General features: G+C 61.5%; 13 protein-coding genes. 5 read left to right on the top strand and 8 right to left on the bottom strand.

Going from position 1 to position 18544, the window contains the following annotated elements; genetic code table 11:
- The first annotated feature begins 10 nt into the window (after nt 1-10).
- Genes FDM28_RS13460 through rsxB form a run of 3 tightly spaced genes read left to right on the top strand, consistent with a single transcriptional unit; the run spans nt 11 to nt 3590 of the window.
- Nucleotides 11-1354: a phospholipase C/P1 nuclease family protein gene (locus FDM28_RS13460; RefSeq protein ID WP_138515911.1), complete on the top strand. Its 1344-nt coding sequence runs from the start codon at nt 11-13 to the stop codon at nt 1352-1354.
- Between the two features lie 53 nt (nt 1355-1407).
- Entirely contained in the window at nt 1408-2907 is a 1500-nt protein-coding gene (locus FDM28_RS13465; protein ID WP_138515913.1) for a polyhydroxyalkanoate depolymerase, read from the top strand.
- A 5-nt stretch (nt 2908-2912) separates the two neighbouring features.
- Entirely contained in the window at nt 2913-3590 is a 678-nt protein-coding gene (gene rsxB / locus FDM28_RS13470) for an electron transport complex subunit RsxB (protein ID WP_138515915.1), read from the top strand.
- Here the strand turns inward: rsxB and FDM28_RS13475 are convergent.
- The 7 genes from FDM28_RS13475 to scpA all read right to left on the bottom strand — a co-directional run bounded on the left by FDM28_RS13475 (nt 3587) and on the right by scpA (nt 14297).
- Nucleotides 3587-5914, bottom strand: coding sequence for a methyl-accepting chemotaxis protein (locus FDM28_RS13475; protein ID WP_240792008.1), 2328 nt, complete (start codon nt 5912-5914; stop codon nt 3587-3589). The genes rsxB and FDM28_RS13475 overlap by 4 nt on opposite strands.
- A 119-nt stretch (nt 5915-6033) precedes the next feature.
- Nucleotides 6034-6495 carry a VOC family protein gene (locus FDM28_RS13480; protein WP_138516324.1) on the bottom strand — a complete coding sequence of 154 codons (462 nt, stop codon included), beginning with the start codon at nt 6493-6495 and terminating at the stop codon, nt 6034-6036.
- Nucleotides 6496-6581: 86 nt separating this feature from the next.
- Nucleotides 6582-8660, bottom strand: a complete 2079-nt coding sequence (locus FDM28_RS13485; RefSeq protein WP_138515917.1) for an acetyl-CoA carboxylase biotin carboxylase subunit — start codon at nt 8658-8660, stop codon at nt 6582-6584.
- A 30-nt stretch (nt 8661-8690) separates the two neighbouring features.
- Nucleotides 8691-10223 carry an acyl-CoA carboxylase subunit beta gene (locus FDM28_RS13490; RefSeq protein ID WP_087493582.1) on the bottom strand — a complete coding sequence of 511 codons (1533 nt, stop codon included), beginning with the start codon at nt 10221-10223 and terminating at the stop codon, nt 8691-8693.
- 11 nt (nt 10224-10234) lie between these two features.
- The gene (locus tag FDM28_RS13495; protein ID WP_138515919.1) at nt 10235-11125 is read right to left on the bottom strand and encodes an alpha/beta hydrolase family protein; all 891 of its coding nucleotides are present in this window, start codon (nt 11123-11125) and stop codon (nt 10235-10237) included.
- A complete protein-coding gene (gene meaB, locus FDM28_RS13500) occupies nt 11122-12129 on the bottom strand; it encodes a methylmalonyl Co-A mutase-associated GTPase MeaB (RefSeq protein WP_138515921.1) in 1008 nt (335 codons plus the stop codon). Before meaB ends, FDM28_RS13495 begins: the two co-directional genes overlap by 4 nt.
- Nucleotides 12126-14297: a methylmalonyl-CoA mutase gene (gene scpA / locus FDM28_RS13505; protein ID WP_138515923.1), complete on the bottom strand. Its 2172-nt coding sequence runs from the start codon at nt 14295-14297 to the stop codon at nt 12126-12128. The genes meaB and scpA overlap by 4 nt, the downstream gene beginning before the upstream one ends.
- Nucleotides 14298-14450: 153 nt before the next feature.
- Between scpA and FDM28_RS13510 the strand changes: the two genes are divergently transcribed.
- Together FDM28_RS13510 and FDM28_RS13515 are read left to right on the top strand one after the other, a co-directional pair.
- The gene (locus FDM28_RS13510) at nt 14451-15131 is read left to right on the top strand and encodes a GntR family transcriptional regulator (RefSeq protein WP_240792009.1); all 681 of its coding nucleotides are present in this window, start codon (nt 14451-14453) and stop codon (nt 15129-15131) included.
- 17 nt (nt 15132-15148) lie between these two features.
- Complete coding sequence (locus FDM28_RS13515; protein WP_138515925.1) at nt 15149-17674, top strand: sensor domain-containing protein; 2526 nt, start codon at nt 15149-15151, stop codon at nt 17672-17674.
- On the opposite strand, the gene FDM28_RS13520 is transcribed toward FDM28_RS13515, so the two are convergent.
- A complete protein-coding gene (locus tag FDM28_RS13520) occupies nt 17671-18495 on the bottom strand; it encodes a thioesterase family protein (RefSeq protein WP_240792010.1) in 825 nt (274 codons plus the stop codon). The genes FDM28_RS13515 and FDM28_RS13520 overlap by 4 nt on opposite strands.
- Between the last annotated feature and the right edge of the window lie 49 nt (nt 18496-18544).

Below are 18544 nucleotides of genomic sequence, written 5' to 3' on the forward strand. Positions count from 1 at the left end.
AGGAAAATGCATGAAAAAACTGGCGTATGCCTTGGGAGCCCTGCTGGGGCTGATGTCCACCACCGCCGGAGCTTGGGGCAACCACACCTTGGCGGCCTACCGCGCCCTGGAAGTCATGCCGGAGGTGGTCAATGCCGCAGCCGTGACGGTCGAGCCCCTGGAAGCCTTCCTCAAGTCCGAAGAAAAAACCATCGAAGCGCTGTTAGCCAGCCAAGAGGCTTGGGCGGCTGCCAATCTGGAGCACTACCCGCCCCGCCCCGCCAAGCTGGCGTTCACCGCCAACGCCGACCGGTCTGACGAAGCCCGCCGTCTCGCCTTCGCCCACGCCTTGCGGATTGCGCCCAACAGCAAATTCGCCCTGTTCATCCAGCCCGATCCGCGCACAGCAACCGGGCCCGGCCCCCGCTTGCCTTCCGAGGCAGTCACCACCCTGCCCATGCTGGGCAATGCCAGCCAGAAGTTCCAACCCGTCAAGGCCGGAGACAGCCTCTCGGCCCTCGCCGTAGTAGCCACCGCAGTGGATGAACCGGACTACGGCCTGGACATCAACCTCTGGGACGACAGCCCCTCCGATTGGGGCAAGATGTACGGCTTCGGTACGCTGCCTTTTGGCAACCCCGTGCTGCCTTACTCCACCCAAGCCCCCTTCCACATGGGCTTCATGCACGAGAGCAAGGTCCTTTACACGGCGGCCCCGTTTCTCAAGCGCACCTTCCCGCAACTGCGGGTCTACCAGTACTCCACCCTGGCCTCGCTCGCCTTCCGGACCGGGCACCCGTATTGGGGATGGCGCTTCACCGGCCTAGCGCTGCACTACGTGGAAGACCTCACCCAGCCTTACCACGCCAGCCTGGCCCCGGGGGACTCCACCCTCAAACTGCTGGCCGCCAACGCTATGGCCATGGCCGGCTTTGCGGGCATGAAGAATGACATGGTGGTCCTGCTCTCTAATCGCCACCTGGCGTTGGAAAAATACCAATCCGAGCTGCTGCTCAACTCCGCCTTGGCCAAGCAGGACACCCCGATCGACCAGGCCCTGCGCCACGCCGACAAAGACAGCAGCTACCCCGAGTGGTACGACCTTTACCTGCGCAACGTGGTGGCCGCCCAAGCGGCGGGCTACGGAAGCCGGCTGGCGCAAACGCTGGTTGCCAGCGTGCCGGCAGGTTTTGTCTCGGACCCGGCGTTTGACTTTGGTACCCAGGAAGACAAAATCATGCTGGTGAAGGAATTGGCCACCGCCCAGCCCGAAGCACGGGCCCGGCTGGACGCCTTGGTGGCCGAGCTGCTAACCAACTTCGGCTCCCACAGCCGCAATGCCATTAGCGGCATTCTCAAAGCCAGTAACCGCTGAAACACGCAACGCTGTTATATTGCACTGCAACATTTTCCGAAAGCGAGCCTTTTATGCTGTACCAACTCTACGAAACCCAACGTTCCTTGATGGAGCCGTTTTCTGATTTGGCTCTGGCTGCTGCCAAGCTGTACAGCAACCCCCTCTCGCTGGCAGGACAAAGCCCCTTCGCCCAGCGCCTGTCGGCCAGCTACGACCTGATGCACCGCCTGGGCAAGGACTACGAAAAGCCCGAATTCGGCCTGCGCACCATCGATGTGGACGGCGTGGACGTGGCCATCCACGAGCGTATTGAGCTCAGCAAGCCTTTTTGCGAGCTGCGCCGCTTCAAGCGCTTCACCGACGACACTGCTACTCTGGAAAAAATCAAGGGTCAGCCGGTGGTGCTGATCGTGGCGCCCCTGTCGGGCCACTATTCCACCCTGTTGCGCGACACGGTGAAAACCATGCTGAAAGACCACAAGGTCTACATCACCGACTGGAAAAATGCCCGCCTGGTGCCCTTGGCAGAGGGTGAATTCCACCTTGATGACTATGTGAACTACGTGCAAGAGTTCATCCGCCATGTGCAGGGCAAATATGGCAACTGCCACGTGATGAGCGTGTGCCAGCCCACCGTGCCAGTGCTGGCTGCGGTGTCACTGATGGCCAGCCGTGGCGAAACCACGCCGCTGACCATGACCATGATGGGCGGCCCCATCGACGCGCGCAAGTCGCCCACCGCCGTGAACAACCTGGCCATGAACAAGAGCCATAGCTGGTTCGAGAACAACGTGATTTACCGCGTGCCCAGCAACTTCCCCGGTGCCGGCCGCCGCGTCTACCCCGGCTTTTTGCAACACACCGGCTTTGTGGCCATGAACCCGGACCACCACGCCAAGAGCCACTACGACTACTTCAAAGACCTGATCAAGGGCGATGAAGCCAGCACCGAAGCCCACCGCAAGTTCTACGACGAATACAACGCGGTGCTCGACATGGATGCGGACTACTACCTCGAAACTATCCGCGTGGTGTTCCAGGACTTTGCGCTGGTCAACGGCACCTGGGATGTGCGCAACGAGCAAGGCAAGCTGGAGCGCGTCAAACCGGCCGATATCACCACCACCGCGCTGATGTCGGTGGAAGGCGAGTTGGACGACATCTCCGGCTCGGGCCAAACGCAAGCAGTGCACGACATTTGCAGCGGGGTGCCCAAGGCCCTGCAGCGCCACTTTGATGCCAAGGGAGCCGGCCACTACGGCATCTTCAGCGGCCGCCGCTGGCGCGAGCATGTGTACCCGCAGGTCAAAGCCTTCATCAAAAACCACTCCCTGCCCACATCCCGCCCGGTCGTGACGGAAGCGGTGGCGGCAGAGGCTGTAGTGGTGGCGAAAGTGGCACCCACCGAAGTCGCGGCACCGGCTGTTACCGCAGCGGCTGTGCCAGTTGCGGTGCAAGCCACTCCGGCCCCCAAAGCAAAAATAGTGCAAAAACCGGCTGTAGCGCCCGCTGCACCCGCGCGAGCAGCTACCAAAAAAGTAGCAGCCAAGCGGGCCACTGCCACCAAGTGACAGGCATGACGGTCGCTGCGCCGCTGCTGGCGCAGCAGATTTTGGATGCCTTGCCGCAAACGCAGTGCACCCGCTGCGGCTACCCCGACTGTGCGGCGTATGCCACAGCGATTGCCCACGGCGAAGCGGCCATCAACCAATGCCCTCCGGGTGGAGCCGAGGGCATTGCCCGTTTGGCGGCCATCACAGGCCAGGCAAACACTCCCCTGAACCCCGAATTCGGGCAAGAAGGCCCACGTACCATCGCCTGGATTGACGAAGACTGGTGCATAGGCTGCACGCTGTGCATCAAGGCCTGCCCGACCGATGCCATCATCGGCAGCAACAAGCGCATGCACACGGTGATAGAGGCCGACTGCACCGGCTGCGAGCTGTGCATTCCGGTGTGCCCGGTGGACTGCATTGTGCTGGAGCCGGCTTCCGGCGAGGCAACCGGTTGGGCGGCGTGGAGTGCGGAGCAAGCCACGGTGGCCCGCCAGCGCTTTGAGGCACGCACCGTGCGGCTGGCACGGGAGGCGGAAGAACACGCCGATCAGCTGGAAGCCAAGGCCCGTATGAAGCTGGCCGATTTGCCGGCCCACTCGCAACACACCGACCCAGCCGTGCTCGACAAAAAGCGCGCCATCATCGAAGCCGCGCTGGCCCGCTCACGGGCACAGCGGGCCGCCGCCAAACCCCGTTAAAGGCGGGCCATCAGGGTCTTGTAGACGCCGCAGCCCACATAGCCCTCGTCCACCTTGACGACATAGGACATCTTGGTCTGCACCTGACCATTGAGCGGGTTGACGATGTCGTACTCCACCCAGCCCGGTGCGTTGTCGGCCTGATGGGTGATCGAGGCCATGAGCGCATTGCCGTCTATGCCCGCCACGTCCTGCACCCGGCTGCCCACCTTGGCGGGGTTGCCGGCGAAGGCCAGGTACTGGCCGTTGCGGTCCAGCAAAAAGACATACATATCGCGGTCAAACAGGCTGGAGTGCGTGGCGGTGATTTCGCGTGCAAAAGCATCGCCCCGGCCGCTGCTGCGGCGCAAGTCCAGCGCCCGCTCCACCAAAGCCCGGGCTTCATCTGCCGAACCTTGCTGCAGCTTGAACACCGACACCGCGTCCGCCAGCACGCTGGCACGGGTTTGCAAGGCCGTTGCCTGGTCCACCGCCTGCTCCACCATGGAGGCGTTTTGCTGGGTGATTTCATCCAGCTGACGGATGGCGGTGGTGATCTCCGACAAGCTGGCGCTTTGCTCTGCGCTGGAGGCCGAAATCAGCGACATATTGCCCGCCACCCCGCGCACGCCATCCACAATGGCGGTGATGTTGGAGGCCGCATCGCGGATTTGCTGCACACCGGCCGCCACTTGCGCCGACGATGCGCTGATCAGCTGGCGAATCTCTTTGGCCGAGGCCGCCGAGCGCTGCGCCAGCGAGCGCACCTCGGTGGCTACCACCGCAAAGCCACGCCCGGACTCGCCGGCCCGCGCCGCCTCGACTGCCGCATTCAAGGCCAGGATGTTGGTCTGGAAGGCTAGGCCATCGATCACGCCCACGATTTCGTCCATGCGGCGGGTGCTGGCCTCAATCGCCTCGATGGAGGCAATTGCCTGCGTCATGCCGGCGGCGCCCTGCTCCGCCGTGCCGCGCACGCCTTGCGCGGCATGGTCGGAGGCTTGGGCCGCCGTGGCGTTGTCGCGCACGGTGCTGGCCAGCTCTTGCACGCTGGCAGAGGTTTGCTCCAAATTGGCCGCCTGCTGCTCGGTGCGGTCTGACAAGGAGCGGTTGCCCATCACCAGGGTATCGCCCGAGTTGGCCACCAGCGCAGAGTTGCTGCGCACGCTGGCCACCATGACCGAAATGTTGTTCACCATCACATCCATGGCGTGGGACATATCAGACAGCTCATCGCTCCCCCGGATGCGCACCTGGTGCCGCAAATTGCCGCTAGCCGTTTCTTCCATGAAATACAGCACCTGCCGCAAATCCGACAGGAAGCTGATGTTGAACGACAGCAACACATACGACAGCACAAGCACCGCCAGCAAACTGCCCACGCTGATCAGAATCGTCTGGTTGTACAAATCGGCTTCGCGCGCCTTCAGGCGCTCCACCAGCACCTTGTTGACCTGCTTGTGGTAAGCGCCGATGGCCTCAATCGCCTGGGTGCCGGCCGCGAAATAGGCATCCGAGTTGCCGCTGGCGGCGCCGGACTGAAATCGCTCTTTGCTCAAGGCCACAAAACCGGCTACCGCAGCACGTGCCGCCTCGCCCGCACTGTCTTTGAAGCCGGCATCCGACAAAATGGCCTGCGAATACGCCACCCCGCGCGACCAGGCGGACAAGGTATCCGCCATCACTCGGACGCGGCCCACGCCCTCGTCCCCCAAGGTCGGCTGGGCCAGCATGCCGGCACCGGCGCCGCGCAGCCGCCCCACTTGCTCCCGCAGCGGAATCAGTTTGGAGATGGACATATCCATCAACAAGTAAGTCAGCGGGTCCGGGTCAAACAACAAACCGGACTGGTTGGCCACGCCATAAACAAACTCGGCCATGTCTTCCACCAAAGCGGTGTGCAGGGCGAAGCTCTGAGGCGCATCTTTGCCGTCCAGCTGGGTGTAGAGGCCGTCCAGGCGCTGCTGCAAACCCGTCCACTCGCTGCGCATGCTGAGACGTTTTTCCGACGCGATGAAACCAGCCAGGGCCTGGTGGGCTTCTTTCAGGGCGGCGCGGGACTGCATCTGGTTGGCCTGCGCAGCGGTGTTACCGAGCAACACCATATTGGTCTGGCCCCGGTGGGCCTGCAGCAGGCGGATCACATCGGTGGATTTGTCCACGATTTCAACCCCTGCCACCTCGCTGCGGGTCACCCGCGCATCTTCCTGGTTGCGGCTGATGACTTGCAACACGACGGCCGCCAACGGGATCAAGGCCACCACAAACACCAGGGCTAACTTGGAGCGAAAGCGCATCTTGCGCATCGCCCACATGCCGGGATACAAAAACTTTGTGAAATTCATGGCGACCCACATATTCTATTTTGATGACCTGAATGTAGCGTCTTCAAAACGATTTACGCAATCAAATACGGGGGCAGCGCCCCCGTATTTGTCTCCACCTGCTATGCCAAGCAGGCACATCAGCCCAGAGCGGCAATCACCTCAGGCGGGGCCTGCACCAATTCGATCAACACGCCCTCCCCGGCAATCGGGAATTCGTCATTGCTTTTGGGGTGCAAAAAGGTGATGTCGTAGCCCGCTGCCCCTTTGCGGATGCCGCCGGGGGCAAAGCGCACGCCTTTGGCGGTGAGCCACTCCACCGCCGAAGGCAGGTTGTCGATCCACAGGCCCACATGGTTCAACGGCGTGGTGTGCACCGCAGGCTTCTTGTCGGGGTCCATGGGCTGCATGAGGTCAACTTCCACCTTGTACGGGCCGGAGCCCATGGCGCAGATGTCCTCGTCCACGTTTTCCTTCTCGCTTTGGAAGGTACCCGTGACTTCCAGCCCCAGCATGTCCACCCACAGAGTTTGCAGGCGCTTCTTGTCGGGGCCGCCGATGGCGATTTGCTGGATACCCAAAACCTTGAAGGGGCGTTGCAAGCCGGGGCGATCCGGCGCAGGGCCGCCCCAAGCAGGATCAGCCCCCTCGGGGGGCAGCGACCCGCGCAGCGGTGGAGCGTGGGGGCTCATTGTTCAAACTCCACAATCGCCTGATCGACCGACAGGCTCTCGCCTTTAGCGGCCAGCACCTTGCCCACCACACCATCGGCGGCGGCAAACAGCACGTTTTCCATCTTCATGGCTTCGATCACGGCCACACGCTCACCGGCCTGCACCTTCTGGCCGGGCACCACCGCCACATCGACCAGCAAACCGGGCATGGGCGAGAGCACGTAGCGGCTCATGTCAGGCGGTGCCTTGTGTGGCATCAGCTTGTGCAGCTCTGCCATGCGGGGGGACATGACCAGCGCATCGATGCGGGTGCCGTTGTGCTGCACACGCAGGGCCAGCGGGTTCTTCGGCGTACCGCGCTCCACCTGGGCCGTGAAGGCCTTGCCGTTCACCGTGCCGGTGATAGCAATGTCGTTCAGGCGGGACTTGCTACGAATTACATAGCTGCTCGCGCCCACCCGCACTTGGGCAGAGCCGGTTTCACCTTCAAACTCATCCACATGCACGGCGGTGTAGCTGTTGTTGCCCGCGGCATCCAGTGTGACGACCACGTAGTCTTTGCCTGCGTCCACGGCGTAGCCGGGCAACTGGCCGGACATGCCCGCTGCGCGCTCGCGCGACTTGCGGCGCACAAAGGCCGCCAGCGCGGTGAGGAAAGCTGCGTCGTCATGTGGCACGTCTTCCGCAAAGAAGCCCTTGCCGTAGTTCTCGGCGATGAAGCCGGTGTTGAAATCGCCGCTCACAAACTTGGGGTGGGCCAGCAACGCCGCCTGGAACGGAATGTTGCTGGACACACCGCGAATCACAAAGCCGTTAAGAGCCTCGCGCATCTTGGCAATCGCGTCATTGCGGTCCTTGCCGTGCACGATGAGTTTGGCAATCATCGAGTCGTAGAACATGGGGATCTCGCCACCGTCCTGCACGCCGGTATCCACCCTGACACCTCCGGTGTCAGCGCCATTTGAGTCGCCTTGCAGGGGCTTAGGGTACGCTGCAAACATGGTTTGCTCAGGCGGCGCAAAGCGCACCAAGCGGCCAGTGGATGGCAGGAAGTTGCGGAACGGGTCTTCGGCGTTGATGCGGCACTCAATGGCCCAGCCGTCGCGCTTCACGTCGGCTTGCGTCAGCGGCAGCTTCTCGCCCGCGGCCACCCGGATCATCAGCTCCACCAGGTCCAGCCCGGTAATGCATTCAGTGACCGGGTGTTCCACCTGCAGGCGGGTGTTCATCTCCAGAAAGTAGAAGTCCTGGTCCTTTCCGACCACAAACTCCACGGTTCCAGCGCTCTGGTACTTCACGGCCTTGGCCAGTTGCACCGCCTGCTCGCCCATGGCTTTGCGGGTGGCATCGCTGATGAAGGGGCTTGGCGCCTCTTCAATCACCTTCTGGTGGCGGCGCTGGATGGAGCACTCGCGCTCGTTCAAATAGATCACATTGCCATGGCTGTCGCCCAGCACCTGGATCTCGATGTGGCGCGGCTCCTGCACAAACTTCTCGATGAAGATGCGGTCATCGCCAAAGCTGTTGCGGGCTTCGTTCTGGCAGCTGGCAAAACCTTCAAAAGCCTCTTTGTCATTGAAGGCTACGCGCAGGCCCTTGCCACCACCGCCGGCCGAGGCCTTGATCATCACGGGGTAGCCAATGCCCTTGGCAATCTCCACCGCCTGCTCCGGGCCGCTAATCGCGTCGTTGTAGCCGGGGATGGTGTTGACCTTGGCCTCGTTGGCCAGCTTCTTGGACGCGATCTTGTCGCCCATGGCGGCAATGGAGTGCGCCTTGGGGCCGATGAAGGCAATGCCTTCGTCCTCGCAGCGCTTGGCAAAGGCTTCGTTCTCGCTCAAGAAGCCATAGCCAGGGTGCACAGCTTGTGCGCCGGTCTGCTTGCAGGCAGCAATGATTTTTTCGGCCTGCAGATAGCTCTCGCGGCTGGGCGCGGGGCCGATGTTGACGGCCTCGTCAGCCAGCGCCACGTGGCGGGCTTCCTTGTCAGCATCGGAGTAAACGGCAACCGTCTTGATGCCCATTTTCTTGGCGGTGGCAATGACGCGGCAGGCGATTTCGCCACGGTTAGCAATCAGGATTTTGGTGAACATGGTGCTTGTCCTTTTCTTGTTCTTCGGCGATCAGAGTGGAATATTCCCGTGCTTGCGCCACGGGTTTTCCAGCTTCTTGTCCTTGAGCATGACCAGCGAACGGCAGATACGCTTGCGGGTCTCGTGCGGCAGGATCACATCGTCGATAAAGCCGCGCGCGCCGGCCACAAAGGGGTTGGCAAAGCGGGCTTTGTACTCAGCTTCCTTGGCTGCCAGCTTGGCAGGATCGCCCTTGTCTTCGCGGAAGATGATTTCCACCGCGCCCTTGGCGCCCATCACCGCAATCTCGGCGTTGGGCCAGGCCAAATTCACGTCGCCGCGCAGGTGCTTGGAGGCCATCACGTCATACGCGCCGCCATACGCCTTGCGGGTGATCACGGTGATCTTGGGCACGGTGCACTCGGCGTACGCGTAGAGCAACTTGGCACCGTGCTTGATGATGCCGCCGTACTCTTGGCTGGTACCTGGCATGAAGCCGGGCACGTCCACAAAGGTGACTACGGGAATATTGAAGGCATCGCAGAAGCGCACAAAGCGCGCAGCCTTGATGGAGCTCTTGATGTCCAAACAGCCGGCCAGCACCAGCGGCTGGTTGGCCACGATGCCGATGGTCTGGCCGTCCATGCGCGCGAAGCCGATGATGATGTTTTTGGCGTACTCGGGCTGGATCTCGAAAAAGTCGCCATCGTCCACGGTTTTGACGATCAGCTCCTTCATGTCGTAGGGCTTGTTGGGGTTGTCGGGCACCAGGGTGTCCAGGCTCAGGTCTTTGCGGTCGATGGGGTCGCCGCTCTTGCGCACCGGGGCCTTCTCACGATTGCTCAGTGGCAGGTAGTTGTACAGCCGGCGCAGCATCAGCAGCGCTTCCACATCGTTCTCAAACGCCAAATCAGCCACGCCGCTCTTGGTGGTGTGGGTGAGTGCGCCGCCCAGCTCTTCCGCGGTCACTTCTTCGTGCGTGACGGTCTTCACCACTTCGGGGCCGGTGACGAACATGTAAGAGCTGTCCTTCACCATGAAGATGAAGTCAGTCATGGCGGGGCTGTACACCGCGCCACCGGCGCTAGGCCCCATGATCATGCTGATCTGCGGAATCACGCCGCTGGCCATCACGTTGCGCTGGAACACATCGGCATAACCGCCCAAAGAGGCCACGCCTTCCTGAATGCGGGCACCGCCCGAGTCGTTGAGGCCGATGACCGGAGCGCCCACCTTCATCGCCTGGTCCATCACCTTGCAAATCTTCTCGGCATGCGCTTCGGACAGCGCACCGCCAAACACGGTGAAGTCCTGGCTGAACACAAACACCAGGCGGCCGTTGATCATGCCGTAGCCGGTGACCACGCCGTCACCGGGAATCTTCTGCTCGTCCATGCCGAAGTCCACGCAGCGGTGCTCGACAAACATGTCCCACTCTTCAAACGTGCCTTCGTCCAGCAGCACCTCAAGGCGCTCGCGCGCGGTGAGCTTGCCTTTTTTGTGCTGTGCGTCGATGCGCTTTTGCCCACCGCCCATGCGGGCCAGCTCGCGCTTGGCTTCCAGTTGTACGAGGATGTCTTGCATGTTGTCGTCCTTCAGTTAGCGAAATTGGTGAAGATTTTTTCGGCCTGCTTGGTCGTGCCTTTGGGGCTGTGGCCCACGCCGGGCACAGTCTGAAGCGTCCAAGCAAGGTCTACGTGCAGGCGCTGGGCCTGCTCCAGGGCAGTCTTGTAAAAGTTTTGGCCTCGCGCAAAGCGGTGCTCGCCCTGCGCCATAGCCTCGGGCTCTTTGGGCAGCATGGAATCAGACTTGGTATCTTCCTCGCCCAGCATGACCACCATCTTGTGAGAGAACGCCTGCACCAACTGGGAGGGTGGCAAGCGCTTTTCGCTCGCAAACCACGGAAAGCCCCGACTGAAAAAAGAGTCCTGGTAGGTGGGCATGGTGTACGAGCCCGCGTTGGCAGCGACCGCCACCGCCACATGGGACTCGTTCATCATCAAGGTGAAGCGGTGCACAAACTGCCCGCCCGCTGAGTGACCAAACAGGAAATAGCGCTCCGCGTTCAGATGCGCGTCGCGCCGCACTTTTTGGAAGAGCTGCTCCACGATCTGGAAAGTCCAGTACTGCGGGTCGGAATCTTCCATGCCCCCCCACTGGAACAAGCGGTCCGGATACGGCCCCTTGTCGAATTGCGGGGCCAGCACCACAGCATTGTTTTTCTGAGCCCAGCTTTGCCAGTTGCTACGCTGGATGGTCGCATCCCGCTCTGCCCCGTGAATGGCTATAAGCACCTTGGCGTCCGGACCGGCCTGGGGCGCCTTGTAGTAGTACACCTGCACCGGTTTGTTGGAAAAGTAGCCACTGGGTGTGAATGTAAAAACAGCGTCCTGCCCGGCTACCAGCGCATCCTGTGCCTGCGCGCCGCCGGCCAACAAGCCTGCGATCACTACCGCAGCGCGCCATACCCATACGCTGAACTTCATCCCTGGCTCCATATGTGCAATAACTCCCGTGCAGCCGTGCTGGCAGCCATCCGGCCGGACAACACCGCCTGCGTGTGCTGCGGCAACAGCGCCTGCACGGAGCCGCTTTGTTTGAATGCCTGCTTCAAGCCCGCGTCGATGCGCTCCCACATCCACGCCAGCGACTGGTTCTGGCGGCGCTGGCTGAACAGGCCATTGGTGGTTTGCAGGGTCTGGAATTCACACACAGCTTTCCAGAAGGTGTCCACGCCCTGCCCCAGCAACGCACTGAGTGAAATCACTTTGGGCGTCCAATGCTTGTCGCTGTGCTGGTCATTCGGGTTGCCATGCATGCCCAGCAGTCGCAGGCTGGAGGTGATCTGCGCTTGGGCACGGGTGGCGGCATCGGCGTCAATGTCGGCCTTGTTGATGACCACCAGATCGGCCAGCTCCATCACGCCTTTTTTGATGGCCTGCAGGTCGTCGCCCGCATTGGGCAACTGCATCAGCACAAACATGTCGGTCATGCCTTGCACCGCTGTCTCGCTCTGCCCCACGCCCACGGTCTCGACAATCACGATGTCGTAGCCCGCTGCCTCGCAGACCAGCATGGCCTCGCGCGTTTTCTCGGCCACACCGCCCAGCGTGCCGCTGGACGGGCTGGGGCGGATAAACGCCTTCTCGTGCATGGACAAATGCTCCATGCGCGTCTTGTCACCCAGGATGGAGCCGCCGGACACCGAGCTGGAGGGGTCAATCGTCAGCACCGCCACGCGGTGGCCTTGGCCAATCAGGTACAGCCCCAGTGCCTCAATAAAGGTGCTCTTGCCCACGCCCGGCACGCCGCTGATGCCCAGCCGCAGCGACTTGCCCGTGTGCGGCAGCAGCGCAGTCAGCAGCGCATCGCCCTGCGCGCGGTGGTCCGCACGCGTGGACTCCAGCAGCGTGATGGCTTTGGCGATGGCGCGGCGCTGCAGGAGGGACTCGCCCCCCAGCAGACCGGCCTGCACGGTCTCAGGACTCACCCGATGGCCTTTTCAATTTGGCTCAGCACATCCCGCGCACTCACCGGGATCGGCGTGCCCGGGCCGTAGATGCCCTTGACGCCAGCGGCGTACAGAAAGTCGTAGTCCTGCCGCGGGATCACGCCGCCGACGAAGACGATGATGTCGTCGGCGCCCTGCTTTTTCAGCTCGGCAATGATGGCCGGCACCAGGGTCTTGTGGCCGGCAGCGAGTGTCGAAACACCGACTGCATGCACATCGTTTTCAATCGCCTGGCGGGCGCATTCTTCGGGGGTCTGGAACAGCGGGCCCATGTCTACGTCAAAGCCCAGGTCGGCAAATGCGGTAGCCACCACCTTGGCGCCGCGGTCGTGGCCGTCCTGGCCCAGCTTGCTGATCATCACGCGCGGGCGGCGGCCCTGCTTGTCAGCGAAGCCTGCGATGTCGGCCTTCAGCGCGTTCCAGTACTCCATGGTGTCTCCATTGGCGCTGTCGTAGGCCGCAGCGTACACGCCGCTCACCTTGTTGGTATCGGCACGGTGGCGGCCAAAGGCTTTCTCCAGCGCGTCGCTCACCTCGCCCACTGTGGCGCGCAGGCGGACGGCCTTGATGGACAAGTCCAGCAGGTTACCGGTGCCAGACTCCGCTGCAAAAGTGATAGCAGCCAGCGCAGATTCCACCTGGTCTAGGTCGCGTTTTTGCTTGATTTCTTGAAGACGGGCGACTTGCGACTCACGCACGGCCACGTTGTCAATGTCGCGCGCTTCCACCACGTCTTCGCTCTTCAGCTTGTACTTGTTGACGCCCACGATCACATCCTGCCCGCTGTCGATGCGGGCCTGCTTGTCAGCGGCGGCGGCTTCAATCTTCAGCTTGGCCCAGCCGCTGTCCACGGCCTTGGTCATGCCGCCCATGGCTTCGACCTCTTCGATGATGGTCCACGCGGCGTCGGCCATGTCCTGGGTCAGCTTCTCCATCATGTAGCTGCCCGCCCAAGGGTCGATCACGTTGGTGATGTGGGTCTCTTCCTGGATGATGAGCTGCGTGTTGCGGGCGATGCGCGCGCTGAACTCGGTCGGCAGCGCGATGGCTTCGTCAAAGCTGTTGGTATGCAGACTTTGCGTGCCGCCAAACACCGCGGCCATCGCCTCGATGGTGGTGCGCACCACGTTGTTGTACGGGTCCTGCTCCGTCAGGCTCCAGCCGCTGGTCTGGCAGTGGGTGCGCAGCATCAGGCTCTTAGGGTTCTTGGCGTCAAAGCCCTTCATGATGCGGCACCACAGCAAGCGCGCCGCGCGCATCTTGGCCACTTCCAGATAGAAGTTCATGCCGATGGCCCAGAAGAAGCTCAGGCGCCCGGCAAAGTCGTCCACGTCTAGGCCCGAAGCGATGGCAGTCTTCACATATTCTTTGCCGTCAGCCAGCGTGAAGGCCAACTCCAGCGCTTGGTTGGCGCCCGCCTCTTGCATGTGGTAGCCCGAGATACTGATCGAGTTGAACTTGGGCATGTTCTTGGCCGTGTAGCCAATGATGTCGCCGATGATGCGCATGCTGGGCGCGGGCGGATAGATATAGGTGTTGCGTACCATGAACTCTTTCAGAATGTCGTTCTGAATCGTTCCGGACAACTTGTCCTGGCTCACGCCCTGCTCTTCCGCAGCCACCACATAACCGGCCAACACCGGCAGCACCGCGCCGTTCATGGTCATCGAGACAGACACCTTGTCCAGTGGAATCTGGTCGAACAGGATCTTCATGTCCTCGACCGAATCAATCGCCACACCGGCCTTGCCCACGTCGCCCGTCACGCGCGGGTGGTCGGAGTCGTAGCCACGGTGGGTGGCCAGGTCAAACGCGACTGACACGCCCTGCCCGCCGGCCGCCAATGCCTTGCGGTAAAAGGCGTTGGATTCTTCGGCCGTCGAAAAACCTGCGTACTGGCGGATGGTCCAGGGACGCACCGCATACATGGTGGCCTGCGGGCCGCGCAGGTAAGGTTCAAAGCCAGGCAGCGTGTCGGCGTGCTTCAGGTCGGCCGTGTCTGCTGCGGTGTAAAGGGGTTTGACCGCGATGCCGTCGGGCGTGATCCAGTTTAGCGCGTCCACATTGCCGCCGGGGGCGGATTTGGCTGCAGCCTTGGCCCAGGCTTCCAGTGTGGCGGATTGAAATTCAGGCGTCTTGTCGGTCATGGCGGGGTCGCAATCTATGGGTTACCGCTGGCAGGATCAGCGCGGCAAGTTTACATTATTCATAATTATTGATTCAGAATATTGGTTGCAGCTTACAATCGACCAACTTTTTGACTTGGCTCATTTTTTCGTTTTTTCACCCTAAGCCACCGTATGTCCGCCTTGATGTCTGATGCCCGCCCCGCTGTATCGCTGGCCCCTCGCCCTCTGTATGAGGAAGTGGCCGAGCTGCTGCGCCAGCGCATCTTCAAGCGCGAGTTGGAGCCCGGCAGCTGGATTGACGAACTGAAGATTGCCGAAGAGTTCGGCATCAGCCGCACCCCCCTGCGCGAGGCCCTGAAAGTGCTGGCCGCCGAAGGCCTGGTGACCATGAAGGTGCGCCGCGGCGCCTATGTGACTGAGGTGTCGCAACAAGACCTGGCCGATGTGTACCACCTGCTCAGCTTGCTGGAGAGCGACGCGGCCGGCGTTGTGGCCACCAAGGCCACCGACGCGGAAATCAAGGAACTGCAGGCTTTGCACAAAGCACTGGAGGCAGCGGCCAAACCCGGCAAAGACAAAGCTGCCACCACCGACCAATTTTTCGCGGTGAATGAGAAGTTCCACATGCGCCTGCTGGAAATTGCCAACAACCGCTGGCGCGACCAGATGGTGGCCGACCTGCGCAAGGTCATGAAGCTCAACCGCCACAACTCCCTGCTTAAGACCGGGCGCATTGAAGAATCGCTGGCTGAGCACCGTGCCATTATGGAAGCCCTGGCTGCCCGCGACCCTGCGCTCACCGCGCAGCGCATGGCAGAGCACTTTGCCAACGGGCTCGAAGCGGCCACCTGAACTCCCTAGAATGGGGCATGGCTGATCGCTTGATGTCCCTTTCGCTGGATCAACAAACTCTGCTGGAATACCGCGCGATTCTGGAGAATGCGTCGGTCGGAATTCTGTTCACCCGGGACCGCAAGGTTCTGCACTGCAACCCGCGCTTCAACGAGATATTCGGCTACGCCGAGGGCGAATTGCAAGGACAACCCGGCCGGGTGTTCTACCTGAGTGACACCGACTACACCCGCATGGGCGAAGTGGCAGGCCCGCGCCTGACGCGTGGGGAGCCCGTGAGTCTTGAATTCACCATGCGGCGCAAAGACGACACGCCCATCGATTGCCACATGCGCATCAAGCCGGTGAACCCCCATAACTCGGCAGAAGGCACGATCTGGATTTTTGAAGACATCACTGAGCGCAAGAAAGCAGAATCCGCGCTGCAACAGCTGATCCACCGGCAGGACGCGATACTAGAAAACGCTTCGGTGGGCATCATGTTCACCCGCAACGGACTGATAGAGCTGACGAATCCACGCTTTGATGCGATCCTCGGTTGGCCCCCTGGTGCACTCCTAGGGCAGAAAACACGCGTGTTTTTCAGCTCCGACGAGGACCATCAGGCATTTGCCGGGCATGCAGGAGGCACGCTGGCGTCCGGCGCACTCATGGAGGCAGAGTGGCTGAATAGCCGCCATGATGGGAGCCAGGTCTGGTGCCGGCACCTGGCGAAAGCGGTGACCACAACCGCCGATAACCGGACCACCATCTGGATTACGGAAGACATCAGCGAAAAGAAGGCTGCGGCTGACGCTTTGTTGCAAGCCCATCAGGTGCTAGAGCAACGGGTAGAAGAGCGAACCCGCGAATTGCAAGATGCGCACCAGCGCATGCAGGTAGTGATTGACAGCTCCACGCTAGCCATTTACACGCAAGACCAGCAAGGCCGCATCCTGAGCTGGAACACGGCTGCAGAAAAAATGTTCAACCTGCTGCGCCAAGAGACGCTCGACGACCCATCCATTTTTTCGCAGCGCTTGGAGACCCCCGAGCTGCAAGCACTGCGCGAGCAAGCGTTTGAAGGACGCAAAGTAGTCAACACCGAACTGCAGCTGAATCTGCCCGGCGGGCAGGCCTTGGAATTGAGCTTGAACATCGTGGCCTTGCACGGCCAGGCCGGCCAGGCCTATGGCGTGCTGACTATGGCCTCGGACATCAGCGAAAGAAAAGCCAACGAACGCAAGGTGGCCTTCATGGCCTACCACGATGCACTGACGGGATTGCCCAACCGGCAACTTCTGGAGGACCGCCTAGAGGTCGCCATGGCGCAAGCAGACCGCGCAAAGACCAAGGTTTCCTTGCTGTTTCTGGATCTAGACAACTTCAAGCGCATCAACGACACGCTGGGGCACGCCATCGGCGACAGCCTGCTACAGGAAGTGGCGCAGCGGCTGCGCACCTGCGTGCGCGAGAGTGACACCATCAGCCGCCAGGGTGGCGATGAGTTTGTCGTGCTGCTGAATGCCCTGAAAGACAAAGACGCCGCACTCCCAGTGATTGCCAAATTGCTGGATCGGCTCGACGAGCCGTTCTACACCGATGGGCATGAACTCGCGACCTCCGCCTCCATCGGAGTTACGGTGTACCCGGATGACGGCAAAGACTTCGATACCTTGCGCAAAAAGGCGGATATGGCCATGTACCGCGCCAAGGAAGCCGGGCGGAACACCTACCGGTACTTCAACGAAGCCATGAACGCGGAGGCCAAGGAACACCTGCACCTGCGAAACGGCTTGCGTCGCGCATTGGAACGCAATGAATTGGTTCTCCATTACCAGCCCCAAATCGACTTGCCCACGGGCCGAATTTTTGGGGCCGAGGCCCTGATTCGCTGGAACCACCCCGACCTGGGCATGGTCTCGCCGGCCCGATTCATACCGGTTGCCGAGGATAGCGGCTTGATTGTTCCTATTGGTGATTGGGTGATGTCTGAGGCTTGTCGCCAGGCTATGTCATGGTACCGGCAAGGCCTGCCTGCTCTGCTCATGGCGGTCAACGTGTCTGTGGCGCAATTCAACCGTGGCAACCTTGAAGAGGCGTTGGTCAAGGTCTTGCTCGAGTCCGGAATGAATCCGCAGAACCTAGAGTTGGAACTCACCGAGTCACTGTTGATTCAAAATGTAGACCACGTACTAGCCGCCCTCAAGCGCCTGAAAGGGCTAGGCGTGCAGCTGGCGATCGACGATTTCGGTACGGGCTATTCGAGCCTGTCGTACCTGAAGCGATTTGACATCGACAAACTGAAAATCGACCAGAGTTTTGTCCGGGACCTCGTAGCTGACCCCGAAGACACCGCCATCGTGAATGCCATCATCCAGATGGCCAAAAGTATGGGGCTAAAAACTATCGCAGAAGGGGTGGAGACACCCGACATCGTCAAGTTGTTGCAACGCTTCGGGTGCGATGAGGCGCAGGGCTTTTTCTTTGCGAGGCCCATGCCAGCCGACGCATTTGCATCATTTGTCTCTAGTCATCCGCAAACCAACACACCCCTCGCTTAGCGACGCCTCACAAACAAGCTCTGCGTCGCCCGCCCGATCAGGCCCTGCTCGTCGTAAAGAGCCGACTCCGCCAGCCCCCCGCCGTGGCTGGACAAATGGGTGCGAGCATCCAGGCACACCCACTCACCCACCGGTTTGCGCAGCAGGTTGATGGTGAGGTCGGAGTTCACAAACACGTGGGTGGACAAATCCAGAATCGCACTGATGCCATTGCCCGAGTCGGCTGCCACCGCCACGCGCTGGTAGGCACTTGGCGTGTGGCCCATGACCAGCGGATGGTTCATGCGAAACCACACCGCACTCGGGCCGGCAAACATGCGGCCCTGGGCCGTGCGCGTTTCCACCAGATCGGGGTAGCCCCATTCATGGTGCGCGAACGGGAAACGCTGCACGGGCGACGCATCCGGCTGCTTTGGTGCCAGCGGCAAGGGGTGGCCGGGTAGGCCATCGGGCAGGCCTACCTCGTCCTCGCGCTGAAACAGGGCGGTGGCGCGAATCAGCTCTTTGCCATCGGCCAGTGCCACAGCCGAGAAATGGCCGGCATTGCGGCCCACATAGTCTTCTTGCACCCTCACTTCGATATCGGTAATCGGCACGGGGCGCAACAAATTGGCAGTCAAGCGGGCCAGGTGGTGCAGCCCATGCGCTTGGACCGCGGCTTCCAAGGCGTGGCTCACCAAGGCAATCGGCGGGCCGGCATGTTGCTGCTGCGGGTGCCAGGGGCCGCGCGTGAGCGCAGATGCGCGGTACAGCGCGCCGCCCAATGCGGTGTACGCGGCCATGTCGCCATCGAACGCCGGTTTCTGCGGGTTATCTGCCATGGGAATTTGCTCCTTTTTTAATAGCTGCTCGCGCATATTCTGCCTGCGC

The sequence above is a fragment of the Rhodoferax bucti genome, assembly GCF_005876985.1.
GTDB lineage: Bacteria > Pseudomonadota > Gammaproteobacteria > Burkholderiales > Burkholderiaceae_C > Allorhodoferax > Allorhodoferax bucti.